Source organism: Streptomyces sp. 6-11-2, assembly GCF_006540305.1.
GTDB lineage: Bacteria > Actinomycetota > Actinomycetes > Streptomycetales > Streptomycetaceae > Streptomyces.
This window is the reverse complement of the sequence record NZ_BJOR01000002.1, coordinates 360,204-380,380: the sequence shown is the minus strand read 5'-3', so window position 1 is coordinate 380,380 and position 20,177 is coordinate 360,204. Positions and strand designations below refer to the sequence as shown.

14 protein-coding genes are annotated in these 20,177 nt (G+C 71.0%); 6 read left to right on the top strand and 8 right to left on the bottom strand.

Annotated elements, in window-relative coordinates:
• Positions 1-84 precede the first annotated feature (84 nt).
• The 6 genes from TNCT6_RS37855 to TNCT6_RS37830 form a co-directional block, all read right to left on the bottom strand.
• Complete coding sequence (locus TNCT6_RS37855) at positions 85-1,293, bottom strand: Gfo/Idh/MocA family protein (RefSeq protein ID WP_141367682.1); 1,209 nt, start codon at positions 1,291-1,293, stop codon at positions 85-87.
• Between the two features lie 114 nt (positions 1,294-1,407).
• Positions 1,408-3,630 (bottom strand): right-handed parallel beta-helix repeat-containing protein, encoded by a 2,223-nt coding sequence (locus tag TNCT6_RS37850; protein WP_141367681.1) that lies wholly within the window; start codon positions 3,628-3,630, stop codon positions 1,408-1,410.
• Positions 3,631-3,736: 106 nt separating this feature from the next.
• Positions 3,737-5,200, bottom strand: coding sequence for a M1 family metallopeptidase (locus tag TNCT6_RS37845; RefSeq protein WP_141367680.1), 1,464 nt, complete (start codon positions 5,198-5,200; stop codon positions 3,737-3,739).
• Positions 5,197-6,870: an extracellular solute-binding protein gene (locus tag TNCT6_RS37840; RefSeq protein ID WP_141367679.1), complete on the bottom strand. Its 1,674-nt coding sequence runs from the start codon at positions 6,868-6,870 to the stop codon at positions 5,197-5,199. The genes TNCT6_RS37845 and TNCT6_RS37840 overlap by 4 nt, the downstream gene beginning before the upstream one ends.
• 71 nt (positions 6,871-6,941) lie before the next feature.
• A complete protein-coding gene (locus TNCT6_RS37835) occupies positions 6,942-7,802 on the bottom strand; it encodes a carbohydrate ABC transporter permease (RefSeq protein WP_141367939.1) in 861 nt (286 codons plus the stop codon).
• Positions 7,803-7,893: 91 nt separating this feature from the next.
• Positions 7,894-8,853, bottom strand: coding sequence for a sugar ABC transporter permease (locus TNCT6_RS37830; protein ID WP_253266526.1), 960 nt, complete (start codon positions 8,851-8,853; stop codon positions 7,894-7,896).
• Positions 8,854-9,111: 258 nt separating this feature from the next.
• Between TNCT6_RS37830 and TNCT6_RS37825 the strand changes: the two genes are divergently transcribed.
• The 6 genes from TNCT6_RS37825 (at position 9,112) to TNCT6_RS37800 (ending at position 18,937) form a co-directional block, all read left to right on the top strand.
• On the top strand, positions 9,112-10,182 hold the full coding sequence (locus TNCT6_RS37825; RefSeq protein WP_141367678.1) for a hydroxyacid dehydrogenase: 1,071 nt from the start codon (positions 9,112-9,114) through the stop codon (positions 10,180-10,182).
• A 71-nt stretch (positions 10,183-10,253) separates the two neighbouring features.
• Entirely contained in the window at positions 10,254-11,414 is a 1,161-nt protein-coding gene (locus TNCT6_RS37820) for a LacI family DNA-binding transcriptional regulator (protein WP_141367677.1), read from the top strand.
• A gap of 173 nt (positions 11,415-11,587) precedes the next feature.
• On the top strand, positions 11,588-12,991 hold the full coding sequence (locus TNCT6_RS37815; RefSeq protein WP_141367676.1) for a M60 family metallopeptidase: 1,404 nt from the start codon (positions 11,588-11,590) through the stop codon (positions 12,989-12,991).
• A 235-nt stretch (positions 12,992-13,226) separates the two neighbouring features.
• A complete protein-coding gene (locus TNCT6_RS37810) occupies positions 13,227-14,555 on the top strand; it encodes a M60 family metallopeptidase (RefSeq protein WP_141367675.1) in 1,329 nt (442 codons plus the stop codon).
• Between the two features lie 19 nt (positions 14,556-14,574).
• Positions 14,575-16,971: a polysaccharide lyase 8 family protein gene (locus tag TNCT6_RS37805; protein ID WP_141367674.1), complete on the top strand. Its 2,397-nt coding sequence runs from the start codon at positions 14,575-14,577 to the stop codon at positions 16,969-16,971.
• A gap of 61 nt (positions 16,972-17,032) precedes the next feature.
• Positions 17,033-18,937, top strand: coding sequence for a DUF2264 domain-containing protein (locus tag TNCT6_RS37800; protein WP_141367673.1), 1,905 nt, complete (start codon positions 17,033-17,035; stop codon positions 18,935-18,937).
• Positions 18,938-18,952: 15 nt separating this feature from the next.
• On the opposite strand, the gene TNCT6_RS42270 is transcribed toward TNCT6_RS37800, so the two are convergent.
• Positions 18,953-19,036 (bottom strand): 50S ribosomal protein bL37, encoded by an 84-nt coding sequence (locus TNCT6_RS42270; RefSeq protein WP_372496954.1) that lies wholly within the window; start codon positions 19,034-19,036, stop codon positions 18,953-18,955.
• A gap of 196 nt (positions 19,037-19,232) precedes the next feature.
• Positions 19,233-20,147: a GNAT family N-acetyltransferase gene (locus tag TNCT6_RS37790; protein ID WP_141367672.1), complete on the bottom strand. Its 915-nt coding sequence runs from the start codon at positions 20,145-20,147 to the stop codon at positions 19,233-19,235.
• Positions 20,148-20,177: the final 30 nt, after the last annotated feature.

The following is a 20,177-nucleotide window of genomic DNA, read 5'->3' as shown; positions in this document are numbered from 1 at the left end:
AGCTCGAGGTACACGACGTGAACATCGCCCGGCGGCAGGAGACCGTGATCAAGGGCGCGCACTTGGCGTCGCCGCACCTTTCCTTCAGGCCTGCGCCGGACGGGTCTGCCCGCGCTCGAAGTACGCGATCAGCTCGGGGGCGAGCTCCGGGATCTCGCGGGGCGTTCCACCGGCGCGCAGCGACTCGGTGGCCCGCACGCCGGCCGCGACGGCCATGCGCGCGGCGACCGGCGAGGTGTCCGTGACGCCGCCCTCGCGCACGAACCGCACGAACTCGTCGATCAGGAGCGGGTCGGCGCCGCCGTGTCCGGCGTTGTCCACGGCGTCCGGGACGGCGTACTCGGCATCGGCCTCGACCCGGTGGGTGGAGCGGCGGGAGTTCCACACCCTGACCACTCCCCCGGGCCCGTCTCCGAAGTTCTCCAGCCGGCCCGCGTCCCCGATGACGGTGTAGTTGCGCCAGTAGTCCGGCGTGAAGTGGCACTGCTGGTAGGCCGCGAGCACCCCGTTGTCGAGGCGCATGTTCACGAGCGACACGTCCTCGACGTCGATGACGGGGTTGAGAGCCCGCTGCGTGTGCGGCGGCCAGTGACCGTCCTTCGTGTACCAGTCCTCGTGCTTGGGCTCGCCGGGTGCGCGCCGGTGCGGATTGTCGCCGTAGACCATGAGGTCTCCGAGGGCCTGGACCTGCCGGGTGTAGCCGCTCGCGAGCCAGTGCAGCACGTCGATGTCGTGGGCGGCCTTCTGCAGCAACAGACCGGTGGTGTACTGCCGTTCGGCGTGCCAGTCCTTGAAGTACCAGTCGCCGCCGTAGCCGACGAAGTGCCGCACCCACACGGTCTTGACCTCGCCGATCTCGCCGCTCGCGATGATGTCGCGCATCAGCCGGACGACGGGCATGTGGCGCATGTTGTGGCCGACGTAGAGGCGGACGCCGGTCTCGTAGGCGGTGCGCAGGAGGTCGTCGCAGCGCTCGATCGCGATGTCGAGCGGCTTCTCGACGAAGACCGGTTTGCCCGCCTCGAGCGCCTCTCGGGCGACGTCGGCGTGCGTGTGGTCGGGGGTGAGGACGAGGATCGCGTCGACGTCCGGGTCCTCGATCACCTTCTTGTGGTCGTTGGACATCACCGCGCCGGGGAACGCCAGGGCCGCCTCCTCCCGCGCGGCGGCGTCGTGGTCCGCGAGGGCGGTGACCCGGGAGCCGGCTCCCGGCCGGTGCGCGGTGCGCGCGAGGGAGCCGCGCAGTCCGTAACCGATGACGCCGAGGCGCAGGTCGCGGGGGGCGTCGGTCATGGCATAACCGCCTTTCTCTTACGTGGTGTTGGTGCGGCCCGCAGAGGCATGGAAAAGCACGGGGCGGCCGCGGACCCGCTGACTGGTCCGCGGCGCGCCCTCCGGTGCTCCGGGCTACGGGTGCACCAGTACGTGAGCGAGGGCCACCCGCCCGGTGCCGGTGACCCGGATGCGGACGTAGCGGGCCTCGGTGTCGGTGTCGAGGAGGGTGGGGCGCAGCGCCTTGCCGGTGACGTGCGCGGTGGTGGCGTCGGAGAAGTCGGCCGAGGCGGCGAGCTGCACGTCGAAGTCTGCGGTCGTCATGGAGGTGTCGTTCCAGACCTCGACCTGTCCGACGTGGTGGGCGGCGCCGAGGTCCACCTGCCACCAGGCGCCCGCCTCGGAGAGGGTGCGGGTGTCGGTGGAGGTGTCGCCGTCGATGGCGTTGGCCGCCGTGGCCGTGCCGTCCGTGGAGGACTGGCTCACGGTGCCGGTGCGGGCCAGGTCGGGACGGAGCTGTTCGACGCTGCCGCGGCCGTTCGCGCCGGCGGCTGCGGCGACCTCGACGGCCTCGGCCGGGAGCCGGTCCAGCTTCGTGTGGTTGCCGGCCATGGTCGAGCCGGTGCCCGCGAGGGCCGGGGCATCGGTGTCGGTCCAGTTGCCGGTGGCGTGGTTGTCGATGCCGTAGTCGGCCCAGTTGGAGACCCACTTGTAGCCGATGCGCGTGATGACGTTCTGGGTGACGGCGATGTGGCTGGACTGTTCGTCGAGGTAGATGCCGTTGCCGTCGCGTTCGGTGTTCCCGTACGCGCTGCGGTTGATGTAGTTGCCGGAGATCACGGTGCCGGGCTGGGCGCCCTGGGTGTAGATGGCGGCGCCGTCGTGCTGCTCGTGCTCGGCCCGCATGACGTCGGTGATCCGGTTGTTCGTGATGCGGTTGTCGCGGAGCACGGACTGCCGGGCCTCGGGCTGGTCCCAGCCCCAGCCGACGGAGATGCCGGAGTACGGCAGGTCGTCGAGGGTGTTGTGGTCGATGACGGTTCCGGCCTCGTAGCCCGCCCAGATGCCGACGGCGTCCGTGTATTCCACACCCGTATGGCGGATGGTGTTGTACGAGACCGTGTTGCGGGCTCCTACGAGTTCGGGGGCCGGCATGGGTTCCGTGTCGCCGATGTACGCGGCGCCGGAGGAGAGGTCGGTGAAGCGGCAGCGGGTGAGCGTGGAGTCCTGGGTGCCCTGTTCGAAGATCGCGCCCGCGCCGCCGAGGTGGGTGAAGGTGCTCTGGTCGACCACCACGTGGCGGCCGCCGCGAACGGTGAGGGCGGCGGCAGGCTTGGTGTAGTAGCGGCCCGCGTGGTCGACGGGGCCGGTGGCGCCGGTCAGGGTCAGGCCGGCCTGCGTGCCCGCGTAGCCCTCGTCCGTGTTCGGCTGCTGGTAGGCGGCGTAGGCGAAGCCGATTCCGGTGACGCGGACGTCGTGGGCGCCGTCGAGCACGAGCAGCCCTTCCGAGGTCGGGGTGACGCCCTTGGAGCGGCGCGGGTTCTCGCCCTCGCGGGGCAGGTACGTGACGGTGCGTGCGGCCGAGTCCCAGACGAACTCGCCTGGCTTGTCGAGGAGTTCGCGGGCATTTTCGAAGAAGGCGACCTTGGAGTAGCGGGACGAGTCGACGGTCGTCGTGTCCCAGGCGGGCCCTGTGCGGTCGGTCCCGGAGGCCGAGTTGGTCCAGCAAGGCTGGGCGAAGGTCATGACGTCGCCGGTGACGGCGGCGATCCGGCAATGGTAGTTGCGCCAGCGGACACTGATGACGGCCTCGGCATCGGTGGGCCGGGTCCAGTCGGCGATGCCGGTCTTCTCGGCGCCGGTCATGCCGGTCTTGGTGGCGTCGCACACGGCGGCGGCGCAGGGCCCGCCCCGGGCGCGCAGGGCCCGTTGTCCGTCGACGAACAGCTGGCGCGGGGTGATGCCCTCGGGCACCTTGGCGGTCCAGGTTCCGTCGCCGTTCACGGTCCAGCCGGTCAGGGGCCGGCCGCCGGAGAGCACGGGCCGTGCGCCGCGGGCCGCGGCCCAGGTGACTCCGGAGTCCTCCGCGCCGAGCTTCAATGGGGTGCTCAACTCGTATGTTCCGTCGATGAGTTCGACGCGCACGTCGCGTCCGGTGACGGCGCGGGCGGCGTCCCGCGCGCCCTCGAGGGAGCAGGGACGCCCGAGGGTGCAGTGGGACCCGGAGCCGTGCGGCGCGGCGTACAGGACCTTGGGGGCCGAGGCCGCCTCGGCGGCGGGCAGCGGGCTGAGGAGCAGCGCCGCGCCGACGAGGAACGCGGATCGGGCGGTGCGAGTTGTGCGGGTGCGCGGTCTCATGCGATGACCTTCCGCTCGAACGGCCCGCCGCTCGGGGCGGGCCGGGGAATGGGGGTGCGGCTCAAGGGCTGATGTGTGCGGCCGACCGTGGTCCGGCCGCCCCTGGTCAAGCCGTGGCAGCCCAGTCCGGGTGGCCCGGCATCGGCGGGTTCTTCGCGCCGAACAGCCAGTCCCGCAGGAACGGATCCAGCGAGCGGTCGCCCGCCACGCTGACGGCGTGGGCGATGAAGTCCTCGCTGGTGACCGTGCGGTCCTTGAAGCGGCGCGGCCACAGACTCATGATCCGATCGAACGTGCGCTGTCCCGCGTGGAGTTGGAGCGCGTAGAGCACCAGCGCGCCGCCGTCGTAGATGTTGGTGCCGCCGAGGGCCTTGGGCAGCCCGGGCGGCCCGTCGGTCGCGCGGATCGCGTCGAGCTCGGCGTACGTCGCCTTCATCCTGTCGGCCATGACGGACCAGCCGCGCTCCTCGCTGTAGAGCGCGGAGTAGTACACGGCGGGGCCCTCGTTGAGCCATGCCTGCTGCCAGTCGTTCGGCGTGACGCTGTCGCCGAACCACTGGTGGGTCAGCTCGTGCACCATGGTGTTCTCGTACGTCGGGTTTCCGTCGGCGCTGGGCCTGAACCAGTTGGTGCCCATCAGGGTGAGCGTCGTGTTCTCGAGGGCGTCGGTGTACCCGTCGTAGATGTGGAGGCCGTACACGGAGAACGGGTAGCGGCCGAACTTCGCTTCCAGCCAGGCGAGATGGTCGGGAGTTCGTGCGACGATCGGGGCGTACTTGTCCTCCTGGCCCCGCGGGACGATGTGTCGCAGCGGCAGCCCGGTATGCGAAGTTCCGTACAGATACGTGCCGTTGACGACGGCGATGCCGAGCAGTTCCGTCGGCATGCGCTCGCGCAGCGCGAAGTGCCAGACGGCCGAGCCGTCGGCTTGCCTGTCCTTCCCGGTCAACTCACCGTTGGCAACGGCGACATAGCCTTCGGGCGCGGAGATGTGGAAGGTCCAGGTGGCCTTGTCGGACGGCGTGTCGTTGCACGGCAGGAACGTGTCGGCCCGTGACGACTGCACGGCGGAGGCGAAGCCGCCGTCCGAGCCGAACCTCCAGCCGGTCAGTCCTGCCCGCGGCGCCTTGCCGTTGCCGCGGTAGGCGACGGTGACGTCGAACGGGGCGCCCTTGTGGAGCGGCGCCCCCGGGGTGACGGTCAGCTCCTGGCCGGACTGGCCCAGGGACAGGGACAGGGCGCAGGACGCGGCGCGGCCGTTGACCGTGATCGAGTCGATGGTGTGGCCGTCGGTGTCCAGGTTGAACGCCGAAAGGTCCTGCGTGGCCCGCGCGTTCAGCTTCACCACGGCCGTGAAGTCGTACGTCACCGGTGTGAAGTCGAAGGTCAGGTCGTAGTGGACGACCTGGTAGCCGCCGTTGCCGAGGGTCGGGAACAGCGGGTCGCCGACCCCGTCGGAGCCGGGGCGCGGGTCGAACCCCGCGGCGCCGGCGGGCGAGCCCAGGACCGGTACGGTGATCGCGGCGGCGACCGCCGCCTTCGTGAGGAACGCGCGTCGGCTGGTGGTCACTTCTTCCCCTTCTGCGAGGCCTGCTCGAACTCGGCGCGGCACTTGTCGCCCCCGGCGTTGCGCCACTGCTTGACGATCGAGTCGTACGCGGACAGCGGCTTGCGCCCGGTGACCAGGTCCTTCAGACCGTCGAGGTGGATGGTGTAGAGGCTGCCGAGCCCCTTGGAGTCCCAGGTCGGCGAGGAGTAGCTGAGGGTCGGGTCCTCGATGAGCTTCGGGATCAGTACGGAGTACGCCTCGTGCACGTAGCGGGCGGCCTCCGGGTGCGTGGCGCTGAAGAACGCGGGTGTCGCGGAGGCGAGCTTGCCCCACGGCACGGTCACGTCCTGGGTGCCCTGTTTGGTGAGGACGGGCGTGCCGTTCTCGTCCCGCTGGTAGTCGACGTTCTCGACGCCGTAGTTGACGAGCGTGTATTCGAGCGACCCGAAGGGCGAGGCGGCGAAGTCGGCGAGCCGCAGCAGTTCCTTGACCCGCTGCTCGCTCGCCCTGCGGATGTAGCAGTTCTGCAGCGAGACGTTGTCGGTCCAGGTCACCGCGTCCTTGCCGACCGGGACCATGGGCCGCACGTCGAACGACTTGTCGATGGCCGCCATGGCGTCGACGTAGCCGGTGGCCGTGGTCAGGTACGCCGGCATGCCGTCGAAGACGTAGGCGGCCTTGCCGTTCTTGAAGAGGTCCGTGTACTGGGCCTTCTGGGCTCCGGACATCTGCACGGTGCCCGGGTAGTAGCAGCCCGCCTTGTAGAGCTTGGCGGCGGTCTCGACCGCGTACCGGTACTTGTCGTCCTCCAGCTGGTACGTCCACTTGCCGGACTCGCGGTCGAACTTCCAGAAGTGCTGAGCCCCGGCCGACATGGCGAGCAGGGTGGTGCCGCCGCCGGAGAAGAAGTACTGCTTGTTCCTGGCGTCCGTGAGGTCCTTGGCGAGCTCGACGAGCCGCTCGATGCTGTCGATCTGGTCGAGGCTGGTGACGCCCGCCTGCTTGAACAGGTCGGCCCGGTAGAAGCCGGCGCCGGCGCTGCCCGAGCGGGCGATCGGGACGCCGTAGAGCTTGCCGCCCTTGATGGCGTCACGCCAGGCGTACTGGGGGATGGCCGCGAGGTTGGGGTAGTCCTTGACCTTGTCACCGGAGAGGTGGGGGCCCAGCTCGGCGCACTTGGCGGCGAGGAACGAGCCCATGTTGTCGACACCTCCCGTCTCCGGGTACATGAAGATGTCGGGCAACTGGTCACCGGCGACCATCGTCGAGAACTTCGCCGGGTAGTCGTCCGCGGGCACGGCCGTGAAGTCGACCTGGGTGCCGAGCAGCTTCTCGATCTCCCGCCAGGCGGCGTTCTTGCCCCGGCCGGGTGGCAGCGGCGCGAACGTCTCGGTGACCGCGGTGATCTTCTTGGCGCCCTTGAGGGGGGTGCCTTCGGTGGCTCGGGCCAGTACGCGCGGGTACTTCAGGAAGGCGTTCGGGACGCCCGCCGCGGTCCCGGGCAGGTCGGCCTTGATGCCGATGTTGCGCACGGTGGTGGTCGGCAGCAGCTTGGCGTTCTTGGCCTCGGCCTTGGCGGCGGTGCCGCCGTCGCCGCACGCGGCGAGCAGCGGCGCCGCGGCGACGGCGAGACCGGCGCCCGCACCCCAGCGGAGCAGGGTGCGTCGGTTGACGGATGTGGTGCCGGACATGGGGGGACTCCTCAATACGAGGGGAAACGGGGAGAGGTGGGGGGTGCGGGTGCGGCAGATCGGAGCGCGGGTCAGCCCTTGACGGCGCCGGTGAGGACGCCCTTGGTGAAGAACCGCTGGAGGAAGGGGTAGACGAGCAGGATCGGCACGACGGCGATGACGAGGACGGCCATCTGCACGGCCTGCTGCGGGGCGACCACCTCGCCGGCTGCCGCGGTGTCGAGGCTCTGGCCCTGGAGGATGAAAGTGCGCAGGACCATGGGCAGCGGCCACTTGTCGTTGTCGCCGAGGTAGAGCAGGGCGTTGAAGTAGGCGTTCCAGTACGCGACGGCGTAGAAGAGGCCGACGACGGCGATGACCGCCTTGGACAGCGGCAGTACGACCCGGATCAGGGTCCGGAAGTCGCCCGCGCCGTCCACCTTCGCAGCGTCGTACAGCTCCTCCGGCAGGTTCATGAAGAAGGCCCGCATCACGACGAGGTTGAAGGCGCTGACCATGGTGGGCAGGACGAGCGCGGCGAAGGTGTTGTAGAGGCCCAGCTCCTTCACCAGGAGGAAGTTCGGGATGACGCCCGCGTTGAAGAGCATCGTGAACAGGGAGGTCATGAGGATGAACCGGCCGCCGACGATGCCGCGCCGCGACAGCCCGTACGCCATGCCGATGGTGGCGAGGAGGCTGCAGGCGGTGCCGATGGCGGTGACGCCGATGCTCACGAACAGGGCGCGGGTGACGCGCCCGCCGGTGAACGCGGTGCGATAGGCGTCGAGGCTGGGGTGGTCGGGCCACAGGACGAGCCCGTTGGACTTGATGATGTCGGTCTGCGAGGCGAAGCTCGTGCCGATCACACCGATCAGCGGGTACGCCACCAGGCCCACGACGATCACGAGGGCGAGACCCTTGAGCACGAGGCCGAGCAGGGTGGGTTTCTCCATCCACGGGGGCCGGGCGCCGGAGAGGCGCAGTTCTCCCGCCGCAGGCACGGGGCGGGTGGCGCTCCCGCGGCGCGTCTTCACAGCGGACGTCTCAGCGGTCAGCACCGCGGTACACCCCTTCATGTCCGAGCCGGTGGGCGAACTTGTTGGCGCCGATGACGAGGACGGTGCCGATCACCGCCTTCACCAGGCCCACGGCGGCCGCCGTGCCCCACTGGTTGTCCTTGATGCCGTGGAAGTAGACGTATGTGTCGAGGACTTCACCGGCGTCGGGGCCGACGGCGTCGCGCTGGAGCAGGATCTGCTCGAAGCCGACGGTGAGGATGTTGCCGAGGTTGAGGATCAGCAGCAGGACGAGCACCGGTGACAGACCGGGCAGGGTGACGTGCCAGAAGCGGCGCCACCTGGCCGCGCCGTCCATGGCCGCCGCCTCGTACAGGCCGCGGTCGATGGAGAGCAGTGCGGCGAGGATGATGATGGTGCCCCAGCCGGCGTCCTTCCACATGACCTGGAGCGCGAGCAGCCAGGGGAAGGCGTTCGGGTCGGTCGTCATGTCGTAGCGGGGCAGACCGAGGGATACGAGCAGGTCGGGCACGACGCCGGCGCCGCCCAGGATCTGCTGGAAGATCGAGACGATGATGACCCAGCCGATGAAGTGGGGCAGGTAGACCACGCTCTGCACGAAGCGGCGCAGCTTGTCGCTGACGATGCTGTTGAGCAGCAGTGCGAGCGCGATCGGCACGGGGAAGAACAGGACGAGCTGGACGAGCGCGATCTCCAGTGTGTTGCCGGTCGCCGACCAGAAGTCGGGGTCGGCGAAGGCCGTCGTGAAGTTGGTGAAGCCGGTCCAGGCGCTGTGCATGTAGCCCAGGTAGGGCTGGTAGTCCTGGAAGGCCACCATGTAGCCCAACAGCGGCACGTAGTGGAACACCACGAAGTACAGAAGGCCGGGCAGGCACAGCAGCAGCATCACTCTGTCGCGCTTGAGACGCTGCCAAAGGGTCTTGCGGGGAACGCGGTCGACGGCGTTCGGTGGTGCGGAGACAGTCATGGAACGGTCCTGTTCGGCCGGTTGGCGCAGGAACTGAGTTTCTGCGGCGGCAAGTTAGTAAGCGGTTAACCCCATCGTCAATAGATCCGGAGATTTGACCGAGCAAAGAAGCGCTGCGAACCGGCCACTTCAGACCATCATTTCCGGCTGTACCAGGGCAACTTGACCGCCATACATTCTCTGTGACCTTGACGGTCGAGCAACGTGCTCCCTAGCGTTCGGTACCGCCATAGAACACGTTTACTGTCCGGAGGCAGGGTGCGTACCACTGACGAGGCGCCGGTCGAGGCCAAGGTCACCGACGCCACACCGCCCCCGCGGCGGCCCCGTACGGTCCTCGCGATGGACTCCTCGGTCGTGGACGACGTCTTCCCGCCCGCGGTGCGGGCGCGCCTGGAGGAGATCGCGGACATCCGGCCTCCGCGTGTCGTAAGGGAGTTCACCAGCCCGCAGGCGCAGGCGGCCCTCGCCGAGTGCGAGGTCCTGCTCACCGGCTGGGGCTGCCCACCCGTCGACAGGGCCGCGCTCGACCGGGCGCCCCGGCTGCGCGCGGTGATCCACGCGGCCGGCACCGTGAAGACGTTCCTGAGCCGGGATGCCTACGAACGCGGCATCGCGGTCTCCTCGGCGGCCGCGGCCAACGCCGTGCCGGTCGCCGAGTTCACACTCGCCGCGATCATCCTGGGTGCCAAGCGGGCCTTCCCGCTCGCCCATCTCTTCCGCAGCCGGCGCACCCACCGCACCGAAGCCGATCTGGAGCGCCACCACTGGCTCGGCACCCGCGGCATCACCGTCGGTGTGGTCGGCGCCTCGCGCATCGGCCGTCGCGTCGCGGAACTGCTGCGTACTCTCGACGCCGAGGTGCTCCTGTACGACCCCTACGTCGGCGACGCCGAGGCGGAGCTGCTCGGCGCCACCCGCACCGACCTGGACACCCTGGTGGCGACCAGCGACGTGGTGACCCTGCACGCGCCGGACACCGCGGAGACCCAGCATCTGCTCGATGCCCGCCGACTCGGCCTGATGCGCCCGGGCGCACTCCTGGTGAACACCGCCCGCGGTCCACTCGTGGACACGGAAGCCCTCACGGAACACCTGGTCAGCGGCCGTATCGACGCCGTGCTCGACGTCACGGACCCGGAACCGCTGCCCCCGGGACACCCGCTGTGGGACCTGCCCAACGTCTTCATCACCCCGCACATGGCGGGCGCCCAGGGCAACGAGGTGGGCAGGCTCGGCGCGCTCGCCGTCGACGAGCTGGCCCGGTACGCGCGCGGGGTGCCGCTGGCCCACGCCGTACTCCTGGAGGACCTGGAGCGGATCGCGTGACCAAACCACCGCCGCACGCCATAGGCTCTGGGGCGGACCGACCACAGGCAGACCAGCACGACCATCAGGGGGTGGGCCGGATGTCCCAGCAGAGTTCCACGGCACCCGGGCCGGATGGGCACGGCGAACGACAGGGAGACCGGAGCGGGCAGCGCCGCGCGACGGTCGTCGACGTCGCGAAGCGCGCCGGGGTGTCCACGGCGACCGTCTCCCGCGTGATGAACCGCAACTATCCGGTCTCCGCCGCCACACGCGAGCGCGTCGAGGCGGCCATGCGTGAACTCGGTTATGTGGTCAACGCCCATGCCCGAGCGCTGGCCGGCGCCTCCGGCCGCACCGTCGGCATCATCGTCAGCGAGCTGATCGATCCGTTCTACGCGTACATCGCGCGCGGCGTCGAACGCGAGGCCACCGACGGCGACCGGCTCTGCCTGGTGTGCTGCACCCAGGGCGATCCGCAGCGCGAGCTCGCCTTCATCGAGTTGATGCACGAGCGGCGAGCGGACGCCGTGGTGCTGGTCGGCGGCAGTGTCGAGGACCGCGCCTACAAGGCCGAACTGGCGCGCCGGGCCCGGGAGCTGGACGCCGGCGGTTCGAAGCTCGTGCTGTGCGGACGGCCCTCGCTCGGCGACGACGTACCGACGGTCGGGGTCGAGTACGACAACGAGGGCGGCGCCTTCGCGATCACCGACCACCTGATCAGGCAGGGCCATGAGCGGATCCTCTACCTGGGCGGGCCACCCGGCCTCTCCACGGCGCGGGACCGGCTCGCCGGGCACCGGCGGGCACTTGAGCTGCGCGGCATCGCGCGGGATCCGGAGCTGGAACAGCCCGGCGCCTTCAGCCGCGCCTTCGGGTACCGGCGCATGGCCGAACTGCTGCGTGGCGGACCCCAGTTCACCGCTGTTTTCGCCGCGAACGACATCGTGGCGGCGGGTGCGGCGCAGGCTCTGGAAGAGGCCGGGGTGCGCATCCCGCAGGACGTGTCGCTGGTCGGGTACGACGACATCCCGGTGGCCCAGGAGCTGCGGCCCCGGCTGACGACCGTGCGGATCCCGCTGGAGGAGATGGGCCGGCAGGCGGTGCGGGTCGCGCTCAACGGCGGCGACGAGGACGACTGGCGCGCCCCGACGACCGGCACGCTGCGCCTCGGCACGCACATCGTCGTGCGGGAGTCGGTGGCGGCGCCGATGAACACCCCCTCGGGGAGCGGCAAGCCGCGCCGGAGCTGACGCCGGACGGCGTGCTTGATTCTGCTCGCAAGAGGCCCGATCCGCATAGTAACGAACAGAAACTCGCCGAACCCTCTTGCGGTCATGTAGCAAACGCTTACATGCTGGCGCGCAGCCCCACCGCTCGTCCCGCCCATCGCTCCGACGTCGTTCGTCTCCATGGGAGTCCCTGGATGCGCCCTGCCCACAAGCCTCTCCATGTCCCCGCCGAGCCGTCCGGCCCCGGCCGCCGCACCGTGCTCGCCGCACTGGCAGGTGCCGGTGCGGCCGTCGCCCTCGGCACCGGAACCGCGACCGCCTCCGCCACGTCGCCCGGTGCCGCGAGCGGCGACACGCTGTTCGTCAAGGCGTTCCCGGACGCCGAGATGGAGCGGCTGCGGCTCGACCGGTCGCTGCGGGCCAGCGACTTCATCCCCACCGGGCGCTACGCTGCGCCGGGCACGCCCGTCACCGTCCGGGTGCGGTCGGCCCACGGGGTGCTCCCGGTTCTGCACATCGGCACCTTCGACGACTACCAGACGAACACCGACCTGAAGGCGCCGCGGACGTTCCGGCTCCGGCCGGGCCTGAACAAGGTCGCGGACCTCTACGGCGGCCCGATGTACCTGAGTTTCGCCGGCCACGGTCAGCGTGCCGCCGTCACCTTCGTCTCCGGCGCCGAGCGGATGGCGGTATTCGAGCTCGGCCGGACGAGCGAGGCCGAGTTCCAGCGGCGGCTCGACACCCTCACCGGCGTCCCCTGGGTCGAACTCGTCACGGACCGGGCCATCCTGACGCTGACCCGCGAGGGTGCGCTGCTGTACCGCGGCGAGGACCACGCCGCCCTGATGGCGCTGTTCGACACCGTCATCGACTCGCACGACCGGATCAGCGGCCTCGACAGCGGCCGGCCCCTCGACCGGCCCAAGGCGGGCCGCTACCACTTCATCGAGGTCAGCACCGTCCCCAAGGGCGTCACCGCGTACGCGTGGCACGGTTTCAACGGCTTCCCCCGCGCCTACATGGACCGGCTGTGCACCGTCGACGGCCTCACCACCCGCGGCTGGGGCCTGTACCACGAACTCGGCCACCTCAACCAGCAGGCCGCCTACCAGGCCGGCAGCCTCACCGAAGTCACGGTGAACATCTACTCGCTGGCGGCACAGCGCACCCTGGGCCGCCCCTCGAACCTCCTCACGGTCGACGCGAGGACGGGCCTCAACTGGTTCCAGTCCGCCCGGGCCAAGCTCGGCACCCCCGGTCTCTCCTACGTCGACGACTTCGGCGCCTACGAACAGCTCGTCCCCCTGAGGCAGCTGGAACTCGCCTTCGGTGACGACTTCTGGCCCCGCCTGCACCGGCTGGTCCGCGCGGAACGCCAGCACGACGCCCCGGTGGAGGACTACGACCACCCGCCGGAGGTCGAAGCGCGCCAGTACCGCGCCCTCGGCACCTACGCCTCGCGCACGGCGGGCCGCGATCTGACGGAGTTCTTCGTCGACAAGTGGGCGATGCCGATCGACGCGCGGGGCGTCGCGGAGATCGCCGCCCTGAACCTCCCGAAGCCGGACACGGACCCGAGCACGCTCACGGACTGACGGCGCGAGCCGCACCGTCGGGCCTCCGGCCGTCGGGCTGCCCCGGCCGGTCGGGGCGGTGGCGTCCGCCCACGGCACGTTGACGGCCGGCCGAGGCCCGCGCCCCGCAGGCACCGGCCGCACCGGCGGCTCGCGCCGCCGCACGCACACGACAGCACTCGTCCTCGGCCGACACCGCTCGCTCGGCCGCAGCTCCCCCCTCACCGTACGGACCGCCAAAAGGAGACGACGCCTCATGCGCACCCCCGCATCCCCGTCCCGCCGTTCCGTCCTCGCCACCGCCGCGGCCACGGGCGCCGCGCTCGCCGTCGGCGGCCTCGGCGCCGGCACCGCTCGGGCCGCCGGCGACCTCACCGTGCCGCTCGTCGCCCGCCCCTCCGCCGAGGCGGAACGGCTCCGCCTCGGCCAGGCCCTGCGCGGCTCCGAGTTCCAGACGACCGGCCGCTACGTCCCGCCGGCCACCCCCCTCCGCTTCGACGTGCTGCCCTACGACGGCGTGGTGCCGACCCTCTGGATCGGGCAGTGGGACTACTACGGCACCGTCACCGAACCGCGCAGCCATCAGTTGAAACCGGGCGCGAACACCGTGACCGATCCGTACGGCGGACCCGTCTACTTCACCCTGGAGGGCCTCGGGCAGCGCGCCGCGGTCCGGTTCAAGAGCGGCTCCGTACCCATGCCGGTCTTCACGCTCGGGCGCACCACCGAGGCCGACTACCAGGGCCAGTTGGACACGTACACCGATGTCCCGGTCGTCGAGCTGCACGGGCCGCGCTCCATCGTGACGCTCACCCGGGACGGCGCCCTGCTGTACCGGGACGAGGACCACTCCGCGCTGCTGCGCCTGCTGGAGCAGATCATCGAGGCCGAGTCCGACATCAGCGGCCTGGACGGCTCGAAGCCGGTGCACCGGCCCAAGGCCGGCGGCTACCACTTCACCGAGGTGTCGGTGGTGCCGTCCGGCGTCGGCGCGTACGCGACGCACGGCTACAACGGATTCCCGCGCGCCTATCTCGACCGGGCCACCACGGTGGAGGGCCTGCGCACCCGCGGCTGGGGGCTGTACCACGAACTCGGCCATCTCCACCAGCAGATGGCGTACAAGCCGTCGGGGCTGACCGAGGTCACGGTGAACATCTACTCGCTGGCCGTGCAGCGCGCCCTCGGCCAGCCCTCCAACCTGCTGACCGTCGACCCGAAGACGGGCCTCAACTACTTCCAGTCCGCCCGGGCCAAGTTCGGCACAGCGGGGCTGACGTACGAGAAGTCCTTCGGCGCGTACGAGCAGCTCGTGCCGCTGCGGCAGCTGGAGCTGGCCTTCGGCGCCGACTTCTGGCCCAGGATGCACAAGCTGGTGCGCGAGGAGAACCCTCAGTCGGACTACACCGAGACGGCCAAGCGGTACCGGGCACTGGCCACGTACGCGAGCCGTGTCGCGGAGCGCGACCTCACCGACTTCTTCGTCACCACCTGGGCCTTCCCCATCGACGCCGAGGGACGGGCCGAACTGGCCGCGCTCCATCTGCCGAAGCCGACGGCCGACCCGGCCACGCTGACCGACTGACCTGGAGGACGAACCCACCATGGACCTGAGCAGACGCCGGACCCTCGCGCTCGCCGGAGCGGGCGCGGTCGCCACCCTCATCGCCCGCCCGGGAGGCGCGAGCGCCGCCACCGGCGACGCCGACGACCCGTACGAGCCCCTGCTCGCCCGCGCCGCACAGCAGTTGACCGGCGGCGCCTTCGACCCCAAGGACCCGGACTTCGCCGCCGCGCTCACCGCCCTGGACACACAAGCCTCCACGTGGTGGCGGCAGATCGACACCTCCGCGGGCCGCAAGGCGCTGTGGGCCGATCTGTCCCCGGCCTCCGATCCCGGCATGTTCGGCCAGAGCTATCCGCGACTGCGCACGCTCGCAACCGCGTGGGCCACCCCCGGCACCTCGCTCACCGGGCAGGCGACCGTGCGCGACGGGATCCTCGACGCGCTGTGCTTCCTGCACACCGTCGGCTACAACGCCTCCCGTTCCGAGACCGGCAACTGGTGGTTCTGGGAGATCGGCGCGCCGCGCGCGCTGATGGACATCTGCGTGCTGCTGCGCGCCGATCTCCCCGCGGAGGACCGCGATGCCTATGTGAAGACGGTGGCCAGGTTCGTCCCCGACGCGGATCGCCGCACCAACTCCCCGACTCTCGCCGAGACCGGCGCCAACCGCTCCGACAAGGCCGTCATCCTCGCTCTGCGAGGACTGCTCGCACGCGACCCCGCCGCGCTCGTCCTGGCCCGCGACGGCCTGTCCGACGTCCGCGACAACGGGAAGAACAGCCTGTTCCAGTACGTTACTTCGGGTGATGGGTTCTACCGGGACGGCTCGTTCGTGCAGCACTCCGACGTCGCGTACACGGGCACGTACGGCAGCGTCCTGCTGGGCGGCGCCGCCCAGCTGATCGCGCTGCTCGCCGGCTCCGACTGGGCCGTCACCGACCCCTTGGTCGAGGTGCTGTACGAGGCTGTCGAGCGGAGCTTCGAGCCCTTCCTGTTCGACGGTCTGATGATGGACGCGGTGCGTGGCCGTGCCATCTCCCGCGAGTTGGCCCGCGACCACGACGACGGCGCGTCCGCGGTCTCGCACATCCTCCAACTCGCCGACGGCGCACCACAGGCGTACGCGGACCGCTGGCTCGCGGCGGCCAAGGGCTGGATGCTGCGCAACACGAGGACGCCGTACAAGGAACTCGTCGGAATCCCTGCCCTGGCCCGCGCGAAGGCCCTCCTCGACGATCCGGCGGTGCGGCCCGCGGACCGCCTCACCGGGCACTACGTCCTCGCAGACATGGACCGCGTCGTACATCGGCGGCCGTCCTGGGCATGCGCGCTGTCGCTCTCGTCGAAGCGCATCGCCGCCTACGAGATGGGCAACGGTGAGAACCTGCACGGCTGGTACACCGGCGACGGCATGACATACCTGTACGACGGCGACGACCCGGACGCCTTCGGTGACTCCTTCTGGCCGACCGTCGACCCGTACCGGCTGCCGGGCACGACGGTGGACACCCGCGCCCGGGCCGATCTCGGGACCGGCGGCGGGACCGGCACCGTCCGCCCGAAGAACGCGGTCGCGGGCGGCGCCGTGCTCGACGCCCGGTTCGGTGCCGCCGCGATGGAGCTGATCGCGGACGGGTCGACGCTGCGGGCCAGGAAGGCGTGGTTTTTCCTGGACAACGCGGTCCTCGCGCTCGGCGCCGGGATCACGGCGAGCGACGGCAGGACGATCGAGACGGTGGTGGAGAACCGGAACCTGCACGCCGAAGGGGCGCCGCTGCTCACCGTCGACGGGCGTCGGCAGCCCACGGAGCAGGGGTGGTCGGCCGAACTGGGCGACGCACGCTGGGCCCACCTGGAGGGCACGGGCGGCTATGTCTTCCCCTCCGGCGGACCGCTGCGCGCCCTGCGCGAGGAGCGGACCGGCACGTGGGGCGCCCTCAACACCGGCGCGGACACGGCCGGCAGCACCACTCCGGTCAGCCGCCGCTACGCCACCCTCTGGTTCGACCACGGCCCCTCCCCCACGTCCGCCTCCTACGCCTATGTCCTGCTGCCGGGCGCGACCGCTGCCGCGACCCTGGCCTGGTCCCGCTCCCTCCCGGCGCGCGTACTCGCCAACAACACCACCGTCCAGGCGGTCGCCTCACCCCGTCTCGGCCTGCTCGCGGCACACTTCTGGGCGGCGGGCTCGGTCGACGGGCTGAGCGCGGACGGCCCCGGCACCGTCCTGGTGTGCCGCCACGGCGAGGCCATATCGGTGGCGGTGGCGGATCCGGGCCGTACGACGACGACCCTGACCGTCCGGCTCCCCTTCCCCGTGAGCAGGGTGGTCAGCGCCGACGACACGGTGTCCGTCACGCCGGGCCGACAGCCTGTGCTCACCGTCCGCGTGGGCGGCTCACGGGGGCACACGCACACCGCCCGGCTGCGCTGAGCCCGTAGCCACCGACCCACCCGTACCGCCCGCCGTCCGACGAAGGAGCCAGCGAACCGCCATGCCCGCCCCGCACTTCCCCCTGCCGCCCACCGACCGCGTCCGCTCCCCCCTGACCGGCTGGACCCGGGCACACTGGGAGGCCCTGGCCGACCGGCAGCTGTCGGCCCTGCTGCCCTACGCCACACCGGGTCTCGCGCAGTACCGGCTGCCGGGGCGGGCCAGCTGGTCCGGGGTCGTCTCGGACGGGCTCGAAGGGTTCGCTCGGACATTTCTGCTGGCCTCCTTCCGGATCGCGGGCGCGGGCGGCAGCGACGGAACGGATTCCGCAGCCGTTTCCCACCTGATCGAAAGGTACACACAGGGTCTGACAACGGGCACGGACCGTGACAGCACCGAGGCCTGGCCCGAACTCACCGACTGCTCCCAGCAGATGGTCGAGGCCGCCTCCATCGCGCTCGGCCTGCACGAGACCCGCCCCTGGATCTGGGACCGGCTCGGCACCCGGGTCCAGGAGAGGGTCGTCGACTGGTTCTCCGGGTTCGTCGGCGCGACGACCTGGGACAACAACTGGCGTCTGTTCCAGGTGGTGTCGGAGCAGTTCCTCGCCTCGGTCGGCGCTCCGTACAACCAGGGCGACATCGATGCGGGCCTCGACCGGATCGAGGACTGGTACGTCGGCGACGGCTGGTACACGGACGGCGACGGCCGCAACTTCGACTACTACATCGGCTGGGCCATGCACCTGTACCCGCTGCTGTGGGCCCGCATGGCGGGGCCGGACGGGGACGGCGGGCGCGGCGCCGTCTACCGGGAGCGGCTGGCCCGGTTCCTCACCACGTACCCGCAGTTCTTCGGCGCGGACGGCGCGCCGGTGCACCAGGGCCGGTCGCTGACGTACCGCATCGCGGCGACGGCTCCGGTGTGGCTGGGCGCGCTCGCCGACTGCACCCCACTCGCGCCGGGCCTGACCCGGCGCCTCGCCTCCGGCGCGGCCCGGCACTTCGCCGAGCGCGGGGTGCCGGACGAGCGGGGGCTGCTGCCGCTGGGCTGGTACGACACGTTCCTGCCCGCGACACAGCCGTACTCGGGGCCCGCGTCGCCCTACTGGGCGAGCAAGGGGTTCCTCGGTCTGCTGCTTCCCGCCGACCACCCGGTGTGGACGGACCGGGAACTCCCGCTGCCCGTCGAGCAGTCCACGCAGTACACGGCGCTGCCCGCGCCCGGCTGGCTACTGCACGGCACCCCGCACGACGGTGTCGTCCGCCTGGTCAACCACGGCAGCGACCACAACCCGCCGGACGGCCCGGCGAGCGACGACCCGCACTACGCCAAGTTCGCCTACTCCACGGCCACCGCCCCGGAGTCCGCACCGCACGCCTGGGCCCGCGCGGTCGACAACCACATCGCGCTGCTCACCGCCGACGGCACCCCGTCGCGCCGCCGCCGCATCCACCCCCTCATCTGCCAGGGGCGCCGCGCGTCGTCCCGTCACGACGTACAACTCCCGGGCATGGAGGACGCGTTCCCGATCGAGTCGACGAGCGTACTGCACGGGCCGTGGGAGCTGCGGGTGCACCGGGTGCGGGCCCCTGAGGGCGTGACGGTCCGCGAGGGCGGGTACGCGGTCGCCGACGTGGTGCGCCCGCACTCGGAGCAGGGGCCCGGCTGGGCGCTGACCCGCACGGAGTCGGGGCTGACCAGCGCCGTGGCCGCGCTGTACGGATGGGACGAGGAGACGGGCGTCGCGCGCGAGGTCGAGGCGAACGCCTACGGCCCGCACTCGGCGACCCCGTACCTGCGAGCCGTGCGCCATCCGGGCGGGGAGAGTGTCCACGTCACCTTGGTGGTGCTCACCCGCGACGTCGTCCACCCCTGGGCCCTGCGCGAGTCGATCATGTGCACGCGCGAGGACGACGGGCGGGTGACGGTCACGTTCCCGGACGGCGAGGCGGTAACGGTTTGACAGGGGCAGGTCGGCTCAGGCGTTGGGACGCTTGCCGTGATTGGCCTTCTTCTTCTTACGGCCGCGTCGCTTGTTCCCTCGTTTGGCCACGGTGCACATCTCCCTAATCCAGGACATTCCATGCCTCGCTCAGTCTAGATTCGGCCCGGAGTGTCCGCATCAGCGGTACCGCGGGCGCAGCGCTCATTGCCCGCTCGGTGAACTTCCCCATCGCCCACGCACCGGCCATCCGCGCCCAGGAAGAACTGAGCGGCGTTCCGGCAGTACCGAGCCCACAGCAATCTGCGGAGCGGTCCTATGCGCCGAGGTCCTTACGGAAAACTGTGGAGCTGTGCCGAACTGTCATGCCGACCCGTAGATAGAGGTCGAGTGCGCCGGTGTCCGAGTGGGTCCACAAGGTGCAGGAGCAACGGCCCGTGCGGTGGAAGGCGCGGAAGGTATGGCGCAGCAGGAGTCGGGCTACGCCGCGGCCGCGGTGGTCACGGCGTACGGCGACCTGTTCGAGGTAGCCCTCGTTCGTGCCCGGCACGTCCAGCGCCAGGGCGGCGCCCACCAGATGATCACCGGCGAAGGCCAGGGCCGACCGCTGAGGAGCGAACGTGGGCCGCTCCACGGTGTGGGCGGCCCACTCCTCGTACGACTGCCGCCGCTCCTGCCACTCGTCGAACGCGTCCTGGACGAGGACGTGCGTGGCGGGCCCGTCGCCGGTGTGGAAGGGCCGCACCGTGATGCCCTCCGGGGGCTCGGGCACCGCGGGCTCGGCCGGCATGGCGAACTCCAGCAGCCAGGCCGTCACCAGCGGCTCGTACCCGTGCGCGCGCAGTAGCGTCACGGCACGCGTGTCCGCGTCCGGCACGGTCTGCACGATGCGGACGGCACCGGCCTGCCGTGCCCGCGCCAGCGTCCAGCCGAGGAGTGCGGCGCCCAGGCCCCGGCCTCGGTGCTCCGGATGCACGTCCACCTCGGAGCGCCGGTCCACCCAGGCGCGGGCGGCGAGTCGTCCAGCCGGGTCGAGGACGAGGACGGTGTCCGCATCCGGCACCAGGCCCGGCCGCGCGAGATCGGCGGCTATGGCCCCGGCGTCGCTCTGCCCCCGTCCGTACACCTCCCGTTCGCAGGCCGTGACCAGCGTGTGAATCGCCGGGACGTCGTCGGTGGTCGAGGGCCGCGAACGATAGCCGGGCGGCAGGAACGGGACTGGGAAGGGCACCGGCGGAGGGTAGCCGTGCGCCGGATCTTC